Source organism: Bacterioplanes sp. CLAM21 (assembly GCF_059641015.1).
The window spans coordinates 1,970,059-1,986,928 of sequence record NZ_CM184929.1; the positions used below are offsets into that span (position 1 = coordinate 1,970,059).

A 16,870-nucleotide genomic window follows, 5' to 3' on the forward strand; every position below is an offset into this window, starting at 1 on the left:
GTATCAGACTTTAAAGCGGTTGCTGGCTTTATGCAGAGTATCCGCGATGGTGTTTAGCTGCTTCGCTTCTTGACGGGTGTGTTCTGTGCTGGCAGCCAGTTTTTCATTGGCGTCACGTACATCTTCTACATGGCGACGCATTTGATTGAGGGTTTGCTCATTGGCCTCTGTGGTGATGGCCAGTTGTTTGTTTTCGTCACTCAGTGTGGTTACTGTGATGCGGATGGCGTCTAACGATTCAACAGTCGACATCACTTGCTCAACGGCGGCATCGGCGTTGTCTTGATTTGCCGCCATGGAGGTGACGGTATTGCTAATGCTGGTGACTATTTCTTCCAGAATACTATTGATTTGATTGGTGGATTCATAGGTTCGTTGCGCCAGGTTTCGGACTTCATCGGCGACCACGGCAAATCCTCTGCCAGATTCTCCGGCGCGTGCGGCTTCAATGGCAGCGTTTAGGGCAAGTAAATTTGTTTGCTCGGCAATATCGGCAATGCTTTTTACCACTTGGCTAACCTGACTGCCTGAGCCTTTTAGCTGCTCGAGCATTTCGGCAGAATTTTCTAAATCGGAGCGCAAAGCTTTAATGGTGGTGGCGGTTTGGCGTACATTATCACTGCCTTGCTGCACTTGCTCTGCGCCGGTTGAGGCGGCGTCGGAGGCGCTGCGCGATCTGGCCGCGGTGTCTTCGATGCTGTGCTCGATCTGCGCAATTTGATGCATCATATCCCCCACGGCACCCGAGAACAGCTGCATTTGTTGGCCAGATTCCTGCGACAGCTGGTTCATAGCCTTGGCGCTGTTTAGTAGGGTGGCGACGGACTGGTGTAATGCTTGTAGGCTGACGCTTACATCGCTGAGCAGCCGGTTGACTCCACTGGCTGCCGTGCCGACCTCGTCTTGCGATGATGGTTGCAAGTGCTGGGTCAGATCTAGACTTTGCGCTACCGCGTTGAGGTGCTGTGCCAATTTAACCACGGGCTCAACCAAGGTCTTTTGCGTGGCAATAAAGGCGAGAACCACAATAGTAACGATGGCGCTGGCCCCCAACCAGATATAAATGCGCATTTGCTCGAGCTTATTTTGCACCTGCAGTGATGAATCACCGGCTTGTTGTTCAAGGCTATGTTTTATCTCATTTAGCTGTTGGGTGGCTTTGTTGACACTGGCGTCTATGTTGCCCAACTGGCTGCGAGCACCATCCCAATCTACGGCAGACTGACTCATGGTTTGTCGCAGGTTGGCCAGGTCCTGAGGTACCTGAGCAAAAGGCACCTTAGCGAGATCGGGCAGGGTGGTTTGGCTAGCTTGTAGCTGTTGTTTGGCCTGCTGTACCGACTGATCAAAGGCGTTGCTATTGATGGTGGTGCCATACAGGGCGTAGGCGCTGAGGTGTAGTGCTTGAAGGCTTTGTCCTGCTTGCTCAACGGCATTCAGGGCTGGCAGTGTGGTGCCAATAAAGCCGGCATTGCGTTGTTGCACATCGGCACTGTTGATCAATAACACCAGTGCCATAGCGATAAAAACCAGCAAGGTCGCGGCATAGCCAAGCATGGCTTTACTGCGGATGGATCCCAACATCATGATGATGGCCTCGGCGTTAAACTGGATACAAGGGTAGACCAGTTGGGCCGTTGTCACCGCCTGGTTGTGACGTAGGGCCTGTTAGCAGGCCCTAGCGATTGTGCTCAGCTAATCAGTCAGTGGTGGTATGCAGTAAAACAGAAAAGCACAGCTTATTATTGTCGAGGTCACGCACATAGGCGGTAAAGCGTGGTCCGCGCTCGCCAGGCTGTCCTTCACAGCTGCCGCCCAGTTCAATCACTGTGTTGTATAAGCGCGTCACTTCTTGCTGAGAGTCAACGCCAAATCCAAACATAGTGCCGTTACCATGTGTGGCGCTTTCTTTATTAAAAGGAATGGCGATGGCAAAGGCGCTGTCTTTGTCTTGGCCCTGCCAAAACGTCATTCGGTCGGTGGCCAATATCTGTTGATATTCAGTTTGCTCAAATAAGGCATCATAAAAGCGGGTGGCTGCGTCAAGATTGTTAGTGCCGGCAACAAAGTAGTTCAGTTTCATTATGGGGTTCCTGCAATGAATGAACATGCACTATGCCAGCCCCCTACTGACAACATGGTGGCAGCAGGGTTTAGAGAGCGGAGTTAGTGAGTAGTGTTGAGCATGCTGATACCGTGGCAGCCCTATGTCAGGCGGACATCATTTGCCGCCCGAGGGACAAGCTTGGCCGCTATGAGATCCGGGCCAGAGTGACATGTGCAAGCAAGGCAAGCGATATAAACCTGATCGGATCATCATCCTGTTATTAGTCGTATTCATACTAAAAAATACGATGAATTGGCGATGTATAGTTAAAATTCTAAGAGACATTTGTGTTTCTAGATCAACGCCTCATAAATAATAAAATTATGAATATAGGCCCTGACCTTGCAGCCCTGAGCCCACCTGGGTAACCAGGCCATTGAGCTGAATAAGGGATTTTCTGATGAATACACACAATACGTTGGGCGCTGGTGCGATGTTGGCAGCCACACTGTTTGCTGCGGCAATGCCGGTGCAGGCAGAGACCGAACATTATGGCTTTTTAGTGTCAGTGCAAGATACGGCAGGCGATCATTTATGCAACGGTGTTTATATAGGTGAGCAGCAAATTATGCTGTCGCCCACTTGTCGAGGTACGGAGCAAGGGCCATTGATAGAGGCTAGTGCTTCCTTTTCATCAATGCAGCCGCAAGCAAATGCTCCCACTCCCATTCCGTTTCCCGGTTATCCCAGTCAAGTGGTGTATACCTTAGCGGATGGCACTTCGTCTGAAAGCTATGGGATAAGCTCATTGCGAATGCATCCACTGTCTGGTGGTAACTTGGTGGCCGATGTCAGTGGCGCACCAGACGGGGTTGAGGCCTTACCATTGGCCACTCATGACTTGATTAAAAAACTGGAACAGGCCGGTGACAGTCAAGTAACGCTGGTGGGGCGTTACTTAGACTCGCAATCCGATAAAGTGGTGGCTCAGCCATATATTATGCAGCCAGTGGCTGATTGTTTTGCAGCATCCGAGGACCCTTTAACCCGAGATTTATGCTTAACACAGACTTTGCCTGGGTTTTGCGTACAACCTATCGCCGACGCCGCCACCGGAGCGCCCTTGGTTTATGCGGGTGGTAGCCAGCGTGTACTGGTGGGCATCAGTCAAAAAGCCACAGGGTTATTTGGTTGTCAGCGCTGGGCTGCTGCCAGTCAATACGCTGGTTGGGTGCAGTGGCTGCGATTGCAACAACAGGGCTTGAGCCTTGCCAGTGCTTACGATCTCGGCGATCAAGAATATCCCGATTCGTTGAATTTTGAGGTCAAGGTCAGTAACACGTCAGACCAGATATTTGACCTGTCGAATATAGAGCTGTTAAAAAAACAAGGTTTTAGGTTGCAGAATAGTGATTGCAAAACCCTGAATCCCGGTCAGCAGTGCGGCATCGATATAGTGGGTAAACCGCAATCGTCTATTCGTTATATCGATTTATTACAGCTCACTGTTAATGGCAACACCGCAGGCAGTTATTTGGCGGCCAATTATCCGGCTCGTGCCATTATGCCTGGCGATGGCGGCGCTTGGTGGCGTATGTCGGGCTGGAAGCCAACACAAGACTCGGGCACTGTATTGATTTCTGCCAATGGTGAATATTCCCAAGGATTTTCATTGTCGCGGGAAAAAACCTTGGTCAATCCAGGTAAGGTGAGCATTACTTATCGGGCACCTGGCACGGCGCAATGGCATATGCTTATCGGCATTGAGCGTCGTGGCTTATTTGGCGATGGTGTGGTGCTGATGCCAGCGAATACGCTACCGGGTACCAATAACCAGTGGGTAACCAGTGAGTTTGCCATCGATGCGCCAGGAACCTATAAAGCGTCGGTCACCACAGGCTTTGTGCTAGGCAATGGCGCTGGTACATTTAAAGCGGATATTGCCAGTATTTGCTTTGATGAGTGTGCGGATTAATTGTAGAAAAGCTACCAGTCAATGTTACAACGATAGCCGCCGCAGCTAAAGCTGAGGCGGCTAACTGGATCAGTTAAACTGAACCGATACAGCAATGGCGTTTTTGCAGTCGAACGTTTGGTTGCCGCCATCAAGGGTCACAACCTGGCAAGAATAAGCCGAGAACTGGCTGAGTGCTGGTAAAGAGTTAAAACGGGCAGACAAGTCAATGCGCTGACCATTGCAGCGTACGTTGGCTAAGTCGCCATCGTAACTACAGTCCAGGGTTAATTGATTATTCTCCAATGTAACGTCGTCAAAACGCAGAATATACATGTCGGTTTGACCGCCATCAGCGAGGTAGTCTTCTTTAGTTTGACCTTCAGCCAAGAAACGGAAAGCTACAGCGCCTTCGACGTTGGTGTTGTCGAAGAAGTCGGCGTCTTCAACGATCAGCTCGAGTTTAAACTCGCCATCCAACAGATTTCCATGTATCTGAGCCACTTGCGGACTGCTGGAGTCTTCTTGCAGAGCATCTGCATTACCCACGACAGAAATGCTGGTAGGGGCGAAGAAATTATCACCGTCTTCGTTAACCGTGACTAGGGCATCGGTACTGGTCGCTCGAAGCGCTGACGGTTCAACAGGCTCAGGTTCTGGCAGATCACAGGCAATGGTGAGCGAGTTAACGGTAAGACTAGAATATTTTTGCCCAGCATACGATACGCGCTCGTCTTCACAAGTCACCACATCGGCGTCGCTGGACAAATTGATAGTGCTCATTTGCTCTTCCGTCAAACGACAGCTTTGACCTTCATCAAGCAGCACTTTGTTGTCGACAGTTTCACAAAAAGCAGTGGTTTGATTATCAGGTGTATCCGGCGTTTCTGGTGTTTCTGTGTCATTGCTTGAAGATGAGCCGCCGCCGCCGCACGCGGTTAATGAAGCAATAACGGCTAAAGAAAGGAGATGTTTGTTCATTGGGTCACTGTCCCTGAGATGATGATTGGGTCCATCGTACGATGGTGGGCGTTAGTTTACTGATACAGGAGTCAAAAAAAAGAGCTAACCCTGTATATAAATTGATCGCTTGTCGGAATGGCGTAACTTGGCTCTTGTGTCGCTAATTGACTGGTATTTTTTCGTCAATTCTGACACTGCTGTGCACAGTTATTTGGTTTAAAGCGCACATCTCCCTTGCGGTGCAAAGTTTTGCCATCAACGAGTATACCGTTCTGTTTACATGCGAGTGGCTGTATATTGCCTTTATCTGTTCAGTGGTGTGCTAGGGAATGCACACATTATGAGGAAAGAATCTTGATAGAAAGCCTGTTTTATCGATCAGCGTTGGTGGACCATTTGCTCGAGCGCCGTGCAAAGGTGTCGGAGTTGATGGCTAACGTGTGCGAGCAGCAGCTACAGGCGAATAGCGACGATGACATTCGCCAGCATATCGCCGATCAACTGCTACTACAGCCATTGACGATATTTCGTGACAATATTCAGCACAGCTGGACGCAAAAAACCGTGGGTTTAATCGATGATCGCGACACCTTGGTATTTAGCCCGCGTGAAGGCGTTGCAGGTGTTGAGATTCGGGTTGAAATCCCCTATGCCGGCAGTGTAGAGCTTTGGCATCTGACTTCCAATCAGCATCGTTTATCTTTTCCGATGGGTGAACCTTGGCCCAGTCGTGATGATCCCAATGTGGGCTTATTATGCTTGGAGTATTCGCTGCCTTTGGCTCAGGTCGAGCAAGAAGCAAAGCAGCGATTTGAACAAGACCTTGACGATATTGAACGGCATATCACTGCCCAGGCAGAAGAAATCGCTGTTTTTAAACAGCAACTGATCAGCGATATTGATCAACGACTGCAGCGTAAGCGCCAGCACCTTAACGTAGTGCAAAAAATCCCGGATTTATTAGGCATTCCACTTAAGCGCAATAAACAATCGCCGGATTGGCCAGAACACTGGCCGAGACAAAAACCTGCTGTACAGGTTAAGCCGTTACGTGCATCGGTGGCTGCAGAACCTGAGCTGTTGGATGAGCAGTATGCGCATATGCTCAACGTTATTCGTTTAGAAGGAATGTCTTTTGAGCGCTCGCCGGCCACGTTTCAACAATTTTCTGAAGAGTCGCTGCGCGATATTATTTTGGCCCACCTTAATGGCCACTATGAAGGCGCAGCAACGGGAGAGACCTTTAATAAAGGTGGCAAAACCGATATTCATATTCCGGTTGATGGGCGCTCGGCCTTTGTGGCGGAATGCAAGTTGTGGAAAGGGCCAAAGAGCCTGTTATCTGCCATAGATCAGTTGCAGGGCTATTTAACCTGGCGCGATTGTCGTGCGGCTGTAGTGGTGTTTAATAAACAGGTGGCTGGTTTTAGCCGTATTTTACAAGATATTCCCCAGTGTCTAAGTGACCATGGAGACATTATCCAGCTGCAACACACCGAGTTGGAAAACGAGTGGCAATTGGTGCTGCGCGCGTCAGAAGATGCCCAGCGACATATTCATGTGCGCGTCATGGTATTTAATTTGTACACGCCCAGTTAACGATTTTTGTGTTTTAAACTGTGTCGCAAAGGCTCAGCATTGGCAGGGTCTTCTGGCCAATGGTGTTTGGGATAACGCCCGCGCATGTCTTTGCGAACTTGCAAATAACTGCCGCACCAAAAGCCAGGTAAGTCGGCCGTAATTTGAATCGGCCGGCCCGCCGGAGACAGCAGCTCGACGGTGAGCGGCTGTCCGGCTAACTGCGGGTGTTGCTGGCAGCCAAGAAATTCTTGCAGTCGTGCGCTCACTCTTGGCGGTGTTTGTTGATAATCAATAGTCAGTAAACGACCAGTCGGGCTAAGCCATTGCTCCGGCAGCAGCTGTTCTAATTGCTGTTGCTGCGACCAGTCCAGCTGCTGCATCAATAGCTGCGTCATGTTGAGCTGTTGCAACTGGCGAGGGTGGCGGCAATCGTTTAATTGCGGCAGTAGCCACTCTGACCGGCGATCAAGCAAGGCATCATCATTACAATCGGGCCAGCTAGGTTGCTGCGCTGCTAGCAGGGCGATACGGCGCTGCAGATTGCGGGCTTTATCATCCCACGAAAGATCACTTAGACCACGACGGCGAAAGTAATCATCCCAGGCGCTGTGCCACTGCTGTGCTGTCAGCTCCGTGAGTCGACTTTGGCTTAGTACCAGCTCTCCTAAGCAACGCTTTTCAGCCGCTTGTAATTGCCCCTGATCGTTCCAACTGACGTCAGTTCGAGAGTGCAGTAACAGCCAGGGGTGCTGCAGCAGTTGCTGGTTTGAGGCGATGCCGGCGGCTAGGTCAATGCGGCCATGCTGGCCTCCTAAACGTGCAACCACCAGCCAGTCGTAGTGCAGCAAGTCAGAATTTGGTGATAGTTCGGCACCGCTGCCGCAGGCCAAAAGAGCACGGTTCTGCTGCGGGCGGCGCTTGGCAATGCGATCAGGAAAGGCCAGGCACAATATCTGCGCCAGGCTCAGCTCGGTCTCGTCCGTTACCTCAATGGCAGGCAATGCATGCAGCCAGCGCTGACACAAGGGCTCGATACGTTGCTGCCATAATGGCTGACGCTTGGCATGGGCCAGTTCTCGTTCGATATCGTCACTGCGGCGTTGATTGTGCGGCCACTGTTGCAGGTAGGCGGCCAACTCGGCGGCCCGGCGCTGGCATCCATGGCGCGCGGCCAGCAGCAGTGCATGGGCCCAGCGAGGCTCTAGTCCTAACTGGGCGCACTGCTGGCCGTGTTCGCTGAGGCCGCCTTGTAGCGTGCGAATATCTAACTGTTCGAGCAAGTCATTGGCTTGGTTGATGAAGGCGGTCGGCGGTGGAGTGAGCCACAAAAGCTCCTCTGGCTGTGCTCCCCATTTCAGCAGCTCAAGGGCTAGGCCGGCGAGATCGGAGCGGCTGATCTCTGCATCTCTGTGTTGCGCGCGACTGTGATGCTGGCTGTCGGCCCATAAGCGAAAAGCTTGGCCGGCGCGTTGACGCCCAGCGCGGCCGCTGCGCTGCTCGGCCGATGCTTGGGATATGGCGCGGGTTTGCAGACTTTGCAGGCCATTGCTGGGCTGAAACACCGCCACGCGCTCGAGTCCCGAATCAATCACAATATCGACACCCTCAATGGTCAGTGAGCTTTCGGCAATATTGGTAGCGACGATGATTTTACGTTTGTCGTGTACCGCTAATGCCTGACGCTGTTGTGAATCACTGAGTTGTCCGTGCAAAGGGAATACGCTGACGGAATTGTCCTGCCAGCGTTCAATAAAGGCATTGATCGCTCCTACGCCTGGCATAAACAGCAAGATATCACCGCCATCCTGGCGCAGGGCTTCACGGCTTACGCGCAAGCAATGGCTCAGCAGGTCTTCTTGGCCTTGGGCCGGGCGGTAGTGCACGTCAACCGGAAAACTGCGGCCAGGAGCATGTAAACAAGGTGCTTCAAGCCGTTGTGCCAGGGCATCAGTATCTAAGGTGGCAGACATCACCAGCAGGCGTAAATCGTCACGCAATAGCTGCTGACATTGATGGCTAAGGGCCAGTGCCAGATCGGAGTGCAGATGACGCTCGTGAAATTCGTCAAAGATAATCAGGCCAACATCACTCAGTTCTGGGTCTTGCTGCAGGCGCTGCGTCAACAGGCCTTCAGTGATCACTTCCAATCGGGTTTGAGCCGAGACCTTGCGCTCAAGGCGAATATGGTAGCCCACGGTCTGGCCAACCTTTTGCCCCAATTGCGTTGCCATATAGTGAGCAGCGTTGCGGGCTGCCATGCGCCTGGGTTCGAGCAACAGAATGCGTTTACCAGCCAGCCAGGGTTGTTGCAGCAGTGCCAGCGGGAGGCGGGTGGTTTTACCGGCACCGGGCTCTGCGGTCAGAATCAGGTTGTGATGCTGTTGCAAGTGTTCACAGATCGGTTCGAGTAGACTGTCGATGGGCAGTGATTGGGCCATAAGGGGCGGGCATGGATCGTATTTTGGGGCCCGGCATAGTAGCATGGACGATGATTTTCCGCCCTTCTTAGGCGATTGTTACAGCGAGTGCGACTATGTCAGATTCCAATGTGGTATCACTGCAATCACGCCGTCAGGCCGTGCAGCAGGAACGCGACCATCAGCGCAAAGAGAAAAAAGTGGAAGAAATGCAGCAGCGTTTTGCTCGCGCTTTGCCCGATAAGCCCAAACCCGTGCGTGATTACCTAAATAAAAAACGCAGCCGGAAAAAAGGCCGATAGGTTAATTGCTGGAGGGTTTTAGCCGCGCGGCTAAAAACTCCTCCAATAACGCCGCCGGCATGGGGCGGCTGATTAAAAAGCCCTGAATGGTGTCGCAGCCTTGAGACTTGAGCATGTCCAGTTCTTGCTGGGTTTCTATGCCTTCGGCGGTAACTTCCATCCCCAGAGCGTGACCCAAATCTATCATGGTGCTGACCAGTGCTTGTTTGCGCGTGTCTTGCTGTATTTGTTGAATAAAACTGCGATCAATCTTTAGCTTCTGCACTGGAAAAGCCGCCAAATACGACAGCGATGAATAGCCGGTGCCAAAGTCGTCGATGGCAATGGCAATGCCAGCTTGTTGCAGCTGTTGTAAAAAGGCCTGGGTGTCTTGTTTATTGTCGATCAGCAGGCTTTCGGTGATCTCCACCACCAGAGCGTTAGCTGGCAAGCCGTAGTGCTGGCATTGGCCAATAATTCGTTGCGCTAGCTGATCATCGTACAGCTCCGCAGAGGATAAATTCACCGCAATGGGCAGGGCGCAGCCCAGTTGTGCCAGGCGCTGATACTGGCCCATGGCGCTGTCTCTGACCCAGTGACCTATCTCGCGAATCATGCCGGTTTTTTCCGCGAGCGGAATAAAACGATCAGGCGATACTAAGCCCAGCCTGGGGTTATTCCAGCGCAACAGGGCTTCTAACTGGCATACCTCACCGGATTGCACATTGATCAGCGGCTGATAGTAGAGTTCAAACTGATCGTCATCGTGTGCTTTATGCAGGTCTTGGTGCAGGCTGGCTTGTTCTTGAGCGTGTTCTTCCATATGGCTATCGAATAGGCAAAAGCCGTTGCGGCCTCTGTCTTTGGCGGCATAGACGGCCTGATCGGCGGCTTTCATCAGTCGTTCTATGGTGTCGCCGTGGTCGGGAAAAATGGCCAGCCCAACGCTGGCGGTGACCCGCTGCTGGTGGATATGGCGAATGCGGCAGGGCTGGTTGACGGTCTTAACCACCGCCGCTGCCACTTCGGCCCAATGCTCGTGCACGATAATGCCAAACTCATCACCACCTAAACGAGCCAGGGTGACCTTATCGCCAAGGCAGTGCATCAACCGACTGCCGGTTTTAATCAGCAGTTCATCCCCGGCTTCATGGCCTAACTGATCGTTAATCTCTTTAAAATAATCCAAATCCAATAACATCAGGGCAAACTTGTCTTGCTGTTTATGGGCTTTTTCCATGCACTCGGTGAGGTATTGATAAAACAGGTTGCGGTTGGGCAAATCGGTTAAAACATCGTAGTTGGCCAGGTAGTGAATGGTTTCCTGGGAGCGTTTGCTTTCCGACACATCAGACAGCAGCAGCACGGCATATTGCAGTTCGTCTTGCTCATTGTGAACCTGAGAAAAGCGCACCTCGGCGGTGTAGCTTTCGCTATTGCGACGCCGACAAAGCAGCTCGCCATGCCAGCCGCCGCGGCGCTGGCTGTGCAGCAGCAGGCGTTCAAAGTTGCGTTTATCCAGGCTCGGGCAAACAATTTCGGGCGTCTCACCAATCAGTTGCTGACGCAGGTAGCCCACCGATTCACACAAAGCTGGGTTGGCTTCAATAATACGATGTTGGTGGTCGGTCACGATCAAACCGACGGGCAAGTGGCGAGCCAGGGTTTGCGCCAGTTTATGACGTCGGCTTAGATGGCTTTGCTCAATCGCGGCTCCGGCCACCTTTGCCATATTGTCGAGAATATTCAGCTCTTCTTGGTTGGGTGCTTTGGGCTGCGAATGATAGATAGCAAAGGTGCCTAACACCTGTTGCTCGGAATTAAACACCGGCTGCGACCAGCAAGCACGCAGACCGTATTGCTTGGCCAGTGCCCGGTAGTTCTGCCAGTAGGGGTGCTGATCGATATCATCGGCGATGGTCGGCTTGCCTGTGGCAGCGCTGGTGCCACAGCTGCCAATGCCTTCGCCAACGGGAATGCCATCAACGGCTTGGTTATAGGCGTACGGCAGGCTAGGGGCTGCGCCGTGGCGCAGGTTTTTGCCGTCTTCGGTGATCAGTAAAATCGATGCCCGTGCCCCGGGCAGTTGCTGCTCCAGCACGGCTGCCACGCCACTCAGCACGTCGCTTAGGGGCTGGCCGGACACTATATGTTCCAGCAGGCGGGTATAGGATTCGATCGCGTTGGGTGGTGCCGTCGGCAGATTAGGCATACAAGCGGCTATGACGATGACAGATCTGTCTCATTATAGACCGCTTGTGATGCCTTCGTCTGAGTGCAGCCCTGGTGGCTACGTCAGTCGCGAGGTTATGCTCCTACCAGCGACTGGCCACACACCCTGATCACATTGCCGCTAACACCGGACGACGCTGGATTAGCAAAGTAAGCGATGGTTTCGGCCACATCAATGGGCTTGCCGCCTTGTGACAGCGAGTTTAAGCGGCGGCCAACTTCGCGGGTCATAAAGGGAATGGCGTCGGTCATCGCGGTTTCAATAAAACCCGGTGCCACGGCATTGATGGTGATGTCTTTTTTGCTCAGCTCTTTGGCCATGTACTGTACATAGCCGATGACACCGGCTTTAGAGGCGGCATAGTTGGTTTGGCCTACTTGGCCGGCAATGCCATTCATGGAAGAAACGCAGACAATGCGACCACCCGCGTTGAGGGTGCCTTGCTCAAACAAAGCCTGGTTAATACGCTCTTCCGCGGCTAAGTTGATGTCGATGGTCATTTGCCACCAGTGCTCTGGCATATTGGCCAGGGTTTTATCGCGGGTGACGCCAGCGTTATGCACCACCACATCGGCGCCGCCCAGCGACTTTAATGCATCGGAGATTTGTTGCGGCGCGCTTTCCTGGCTGATATCGGCAATGATGTATTCACCGCCTAATTCCGCCATCACACGGCGTAAGTCGGCTTCTGCAGCAGCGATGTCGAGGCCGACCACAGTGGCACCATCACGGCTTAAGGTACGGGCAATGGCTTCACCTATACCGCGGGAGGCGCCGGTGACCAGGGCGACTTTGCCAGTGAGAGGTTTGTGCCAGTCAGGGTAGGCGGGTGCCTTTGCTTTAGTTACCTGAATGACCTGGCCATCGACGTAGGCGGACTTAGCCGACAGTAAAAAGCGCAGTGACGAATCCATCGCAGCCTCGCCGCCGTTTTCAACATACAAGGTTTGGCAGGTGGCGCTTTTTTTACCAATTTCTTTGGCGAGACTGCGGCCAAAACCTTCCAATGCGCGCATGGCGGCGGCTTGTTCACCCGATGTTGCTAACATCGGCGGACGCCCCAATAACACAATACGGCCGTTGCTATTAAGTTTGCGCATTACTGGGTTAAAGAAATAATACAGCTGGTGCAAATCACTGGCACTGTTAAAGCCAGAGGCATCAAACAGCAGCGCATCAAACTTTTCGCGCATATCTTTGTTGCATTCGATCCCAATGACCTTGATCCCCACTTTCTCTGCTGCATTTACCAGCACCGATGCGCTGCGCGCTGCTGCGGGGTAAAACACACTGGCGTCGCTGTCTTTTAAGTTGCGCAGAATATCTTCTAATAATACGGCGTTATCACTGCCACCGAGCAATACTTTGCCGCTGAAAAACGTCGCCTGCTCGGCACGATAACGTTTCAGCTCGATGGGCGTAGGCAAGCCGACGGTTTTAAGCAGGTTGCGGCCAAGGTTATGGTTCAGCATGGTTTCGTAAAAGTTGCTCATGGCACTATTTCCCGTTCGCTTATCGTTCGCGGAGACGTACTCCAGTGGCTGTCGCATCCATGGTGCAGGCAGAGCCGTGACATGGACGAGCCATGGTATGGACACAGAAAGGTAGTCAGATTACAGCAGTTCATCGGACAACTGAAATTGACAGGCGTTAGTCGCAAGAGCGTCAGTTCAGCCAATGAAGCCCTGTCTTGACTGCCTACACTGGAGTGCGTGATGGTGGGCAGACCAATTCTGTTGCATCTGCCCCTTGTGTGCCGTTCGATTGGCTGTCTCTGGCCGTTTATTTATCAGGATGTTGTTATGACCCAGACCATACGCCGCGTTGCCATTATTGGCGGTAACCGAATTCCTTTTGCTCGCTCCAATACTGCGTATTCCCACGCATCGAATCAAGACATGCTGACCGCTGCACTCAACGGCTTGGTGAATCGCTACCATTTGCAAGGTGAGCGTATCGGTGAATTTATTGCCGGTGCCGTAATTAAACACAGCCGCGACTTTAATCTGGCGCGTGAAACGGTATTGAGTACTAGCCTGGATCCACAAACGCCAGGGGTCGATATACAACAAGCCTGTGGCACTGGTTTGCAGGCCATTATGATGGCGGCCAATAAAATTGCCCTGGGGCAAATCGACAGTGCCATTGCTGGTGGCTCAGATACCACCAGTGACGCTCCGATTGGCGTGAGTGAAGGGCTGAGAAAAATATTATTGGATATGAATCGCGCCAAAACCACCAAGGATAAACTGAAACTGGTGGGGAAAATTCGTCCCAAACACCTGCTACCTCTGATTCCTAAAAACGGCGAACCGCGTACCGGTTTGTCGATGGGTGAGCACACCGAGCTGACGGTGAAAGAGTGGGGCATTGGCCGCGAAGAGCAAGATCAAATTGCTTTTAACAGCCATGAAAACCTGCTGGCGGCGTATCAGCGCGGTTTTTTTGAAGATCTGGTAACGCCCTTTATGGGCTTGGAGCGTGATAACCTGGCGCGCAAACCTGATCTGGAAAAACTCGCCAGTTTAAAACCTGCTTTTGATAAAAAATCAGGCCAGGGCACTTTGACGGCGGGTAATTCATCGGCCTTGACCGATGGTGCATCAGTGGTGCTGCTGGCTTCTGAAGAGTGGGCAAAAGCCCACAACTTACCGATTAAAGCCTACTTAACCTGTTATGAAACCGCTGCGGTGGATTTTTTTGGCAAGGAAGGGGCAAAGCAAAAAGAAGGCCTGTTGCTGGCGCCAGCGTATGCGGTACCACGTATGTTACAAAGAGCGGGATTAACGCTGCAGGATTTTGATTTTTATGAAATTCATGAGGCGTTTGCCGGTGTGGTGGCATCGACACTAAAATGCTGGCAAGACGAGGATTTCTGTCGTCAGCGCTTGGGGTTAGAGGCGCCTTTAGGAGAGATTGATCGCAGCAAGTTAAATGTGAATGGCTCGTCTATTGCGACCGGGCATCCGTTTGCCGCCACGGGTGGTCGTATTGTTGCCACGTTAGCGAAAATGTTGGAAGAAAAAGGCTCGGGTCGAGGCTTGATTTCCATTTGTGCCGCTGGTGGTCAGGGTGTAGTGGCCATTCTCGAGCGGCCATAAAGCAAAACGCCGCTCTCCTTAGGGGGCGGCGTCAGATTTTAGAAGAACAGCCCGGCTTCCAGTTGGGCCTCTTCAGTCATCATGTCTTTGTGCCAAGGTGGATCAAACACCAGCTCCACGTCGACTTGATTCACATTGGGTACTTTAGCGACCCGGTATTTAACGTCTGATACCAACACCGGGCCCATGCCGCAGGTCGGAGCGGTTAGGGTCATGCGTATAATGACCTGCTGGTTGTTAACATCGATGCCATAAATCAGGCCCAAATCGAGCAGGTTGATGGGAATTTCCGGGTCGTAAATGGTTTTTAACGCTTGGCGTATCTGGTCCTCGTGGACTTGTGTGCCAGGGCGCTGCTCAAACTCGATTACTTCCGTTTCCAATCCTAAGGCATGGGCATCGGTGCCATCCACCCGCAACATATTGCCGTGCAATGTGACGGTATAATTACCGCCTAACGCTTGGTTGATGGTGACAAAACTGCCGGCTGGAATGGTTGTGGGAACTCCAGAAGGGACCGCGCGGGCGGGACAATCCTGCTGGGCGACCACCATGCGTTTTTCCACAAGGTGCTCCTGCATAAACAAATGCGGCGCAATAAGTTGCTGGCGCCGCTGGGTTAAAAACTAGGGCCGTTATGGCCAAATACGCATGCCATTGGCAGGCGCGTCAGGGTTTATAACGAAAAAGACTCACCGCAGCCGCATAAATCTTTGGCATTGGGGTTATTAAACTTGATGGTGCTGTTTAAACCTTCGCGACTGAAATCGATTTCAGTGCCCTGTACAAACTGAGCGGCATCTGCGGCGATATATAACTCTAGGTCATCGGCAACCTGGATCAGAAAATCGCCGTCTTGGGCTTGATCAACAAACTCGATATCGTACTTAAAGCCAGAGCAGCCACTTTTTTTAACACCCAGCCTAACGCCACGTTTATCGCTTTGCTTTTCCAGCTGCTTGCGGATGTGGGCAATGGCAGCGGCCGTCATGCTGACTTTGGGCTCAATGTTGGGCTGAGCCATGGGGTCAAAGGTTTCGATGCTCATCTGAATATCCTCTTGTCAGCTTACAGCAAAAACAGCTTGGCTTTTTCTAATCCGCGAAACAAGGCATCAACCTCGTCCAGGGTATTATAAAAGCTAAATGATGCGCGCACCGATCCTGGCACACCAAATTGCTCCATAATCGGCATGGCACAATGGTGGCCGGTACGTACCGCGATGCCTTGCTGATCCAGTAAGGTACCCACGTCGGCAGGGTGGGCACCTTCCATAACAAAACCAAAAATACTGGCTTTATTATTGGCGTCGCCTATCAGGCGTAATTGCCCCATGTCTTGCGCGCGTTGGCGAGCATGTTTCAGCAGGCCATTTTCATGCTCAAGCAGGGCGATGCGATCGAGGCCCTGCAAATAGTCAATGGCTGCCGCTAAGCCAATCACACCAGCAATATTGGGTGTGCCAGCTTCGAATTTAAAGGGCAGGGCATTAAATCGGGTGGCGTCAAAACTGACGTGCTCGATCATTTCTCCGCCGGTTTGATAGGGCGGCATGGCATCCAGCAGTGCTTCTTTGCCATACAGTACGCCAATACCGGTAGGACCAAACAGCTTATGGCCAGAAAAGGCGAGAAAATCGATGTCTAGCGCTTGAACGTCCAGGTCCCAGTGCGCCACCGACTGTGCTCCGTCAACCAGTACCTTGGCACCGATCGCATGGGCGTGTTGAATCATATCTTCTATGGGATTAATCGTGCCCAGTGCATTGGATACATGCACGATGGACAACAACTTGACGCGTTCGGTTAACAGCTCGGCAAAGGCGTCCATATCCAATTCGCCTAGCTCATTTACCGGAATAACTTTTAGCTCAACGCCTTTACGCTGACATAACATTTGCCAAGGCACGATATTGGCGTGATGCTCCATGGCGGAAATCAAAATGTGATCGCCTGCTTGCAAGCTATCACCAAAACTATGCGCCACCAGATTAATCGATTCCGTGGTGCCGCGGGTCCAAATGATTTCTTCTGCTTTGGCGGCGTTAATAAAACCTTGTACGGTTTTACGGGCTTGCTCAAAGGCTAAGGTGGCGCGATCACTCAGCGTATGTGCGCCACGATGCACATTGGAGTTATCGTGCAGATAAAAATCACGCTGGGCATCGATCACATGCTGCGGTTTTTGTGTCGTCGCGCCGTTATCCAGATACACCAGCGGCTTGCCATTCACCTCTTGGTGCAGTGCCGGAAAGTCTGCGCGTATTGCTTGTATCAGCTCATTCATGCGTCAG

13 protein-coding genes are annotated in these 16,870 nt (G+C 52.1%); 4 read left to right on the forward strand and 9 right to left on the reverse strand.

What is annotated here, in order from left to right; all coding sequences use genetic code 11:
- Nucleotides 1-3 precede the first annotated feature (3 nt).
- Nucleotides 4-1,587, reverse strand: a complete 1,584-nt coding sequence (locus AC55FS_RS09190) for a methyl-accepting chemotaxis protein (protein WP_496935782.1) — start codon at nt 1,585-1,587, stop codon at nt 4-6.
- Nucleotides 1,588-1,699: 112 nt separating this feature from the next.
- Nucleotides 1,700-2,083: a VOC family protein gene (locus AC55FS_RS09195; protein WP_496935783.1), complete on the reverse strand. Its 384-nt coding sequence runs from the start codon at nt 2,081-2,083 to the stop codon at nt 1,700-1,702.
- 424 nt (nt 2,084-2,507) lie between these two features.
- On the opposite strand from AC55FS_RS09195, the gene AC55FS_RS09200 reads away from it, so the two are divergent.
- Entirely contained in the window at nt 2,508-4,022 is a 1,515-nt protein-coding gene (locus AC55FS_RS09200; RefSeq protein WP_496935784.1) for a hypothetical protein, read from the forward strand.
- A 69-nt stretch (nt 4,023-4,091) separates the two neighbouring features.
- Here AC55FS_RS09200 and AC55FS_RS09205 read toward each other — a convergent pair whose 3' ends face one another.
- Nucleotides 4,092-4,982 (reverse strand): hypothetical protein, encoded by an 891-nt coding sequence (locus AC55FS_RS09205; protein ID WP_496935785.1) that lies wholly within the window; start codon nt 4,980-4,982, stop codon nt 4,092-4,094.
- 336 nt (nt 4,983-5,318) lie between these two features.
- On the opposite strand from AC55FS_RS09205, the gene AC55FS_RS09210 reads away from it, so the two are divergent.
- A complete protein-coding gene (locus AC55FS_RS09210) occupies nt 5,319-6,563 on the forward strand; it encodes a hypothetical protein (protein ID WP_496935786.1) in 1,245 nt (414 codons plus the stop codon).
- Here the strand turns inward: AC55FS_RS09210 and hrpB are convergent.
- Nucleotides 6,560-8,983: an ATP-dependent helicase HrpB gene (hrpB, locus tag AC55FS_RS09215; RefSeq protein ID WP_496935787.1), complete on the reverse strand. Its 2,424-nt coding sequence runs from the start codon at nt 8,981-8,983 to the stop codon at nt 6,560-6,562. The two genes, AC55FS_RS09210 and hrpB, sit on opposite strands and share 4 nt — an antisense overlap.
- Before the next feature lie 95 nt (nt 8,984-9,078).
- Between hrpB and AC55FS_RS09220 the strand changes: the two genes are divergently transcribed.
- On the forward strand, nt 9,079-9,264 hold the full coding sequence (locus tag AC55FS_RS09220) for a tRNA (uracil-5-)-methyltransferase (RefSeq protein ID WP_496935788.1): 186 nt from the start codon (nt 9,079-9,081) through the stop codon (nt 9,262-9,264).
- 1 nt (nt 9,265) lies between these two features.
- On the opposite strand, the gene AC55FS_RS09225 is transcribed toward AC55FS_RS09220, so the two are convergent.
- Both AC55FS_RS09225 and AC55FS_RS09230 read right to left on the reverse strand, forming a co-directional pair.
- Nucleotides 9,266-11,455: a bifunctional diguanylate cyclase/phosphodiesterase gene (locus AC55FS_RS09225; RefSeq protein ID WP_496935789.1), complete on the reverse strand. Its 2,190-nt coding sequence runs from the start codon at nt 11,453-11,455 to the stop codon at nt 9,266-9,268.
- Between the two features lie 95 nt (nt 11,456-11,550).
- Nucleotides 11,551-12,969, reverse strand: coding sequence for a 3-oxoacyl-ACP reductase (locus AC55FS_RS09230; RefSeq protein ID WP_496935790.1), 1,419 nt, complete (start codon nt 12,967-12,969; stop codon nt 11,551-11,553).
- A 309-nt stretch (nt 12,970-13,278) separates the two neighbouring features.
- On the opposite strand from AC55FS_RS09230, the gene AC55FS_RS09235 reads away from it, so the two are divergent.
- Nucleotides 13,279-14,577, forward strand: coding sequence for an acetyl-CoA C-acetyltransferase (locus AC55FS_RS09235; protein WP_496935791.1), 1,299 nt, complete (start codon nt 13,279-13,281; stop codon nt 14,575-14,577).
- A gap of 38 nt (nt 14,578-14,615) precedes the next feature.
- Here the strand turns inward: AC55FS_RS09235 and sufT are convergent, their stop codons facing one another.
- The 3 genes from sufT to AC55FS_RS09250 form a co-directional block, all read right to left on the reverse strand.
- The gene (gene sufT / locus AC55FS_RS09240; protein ID WP_496935792.1) at nt 14,616-15,143 is read right to left on the reverse strand and encodes a putative Fe-S cluster assembly protein SufT; all 528 of its coding nucleotides are present in this window, start codon (nt 15,141-15,143) and stop codon (nt 14,616-14,618) included.
- 110 nt (nt 15,144-15,253) lie between these two features.
- Nucleotides 15,254-15,625, reverse strand: coding sequence for a HesB/IscA family protein (locus tag AC55FS_RS09245; RefSeq protein ID WP_496935793.1), 372 nt, complete (start codon nt 15,623-15,625; stop codon nt 15,254-15,256).
- A gap of 20 nt (nt 15,626-15,645) precedes the next feature.
- Nucleotides 15,646-16,863, reverse strand: a complete 1,218-nt coding sequence (locus AC55FS_RS09250; RefSeq protein WP_496935794.1) for an aminotransferase class V-fold PLP-dependent enzyme — start codon at nt 16,861-16,863, stop codon at nt 15,646-15,648.
- Nucleotides 16,864-16,870 lie beyond the last annotated feature (7 nt).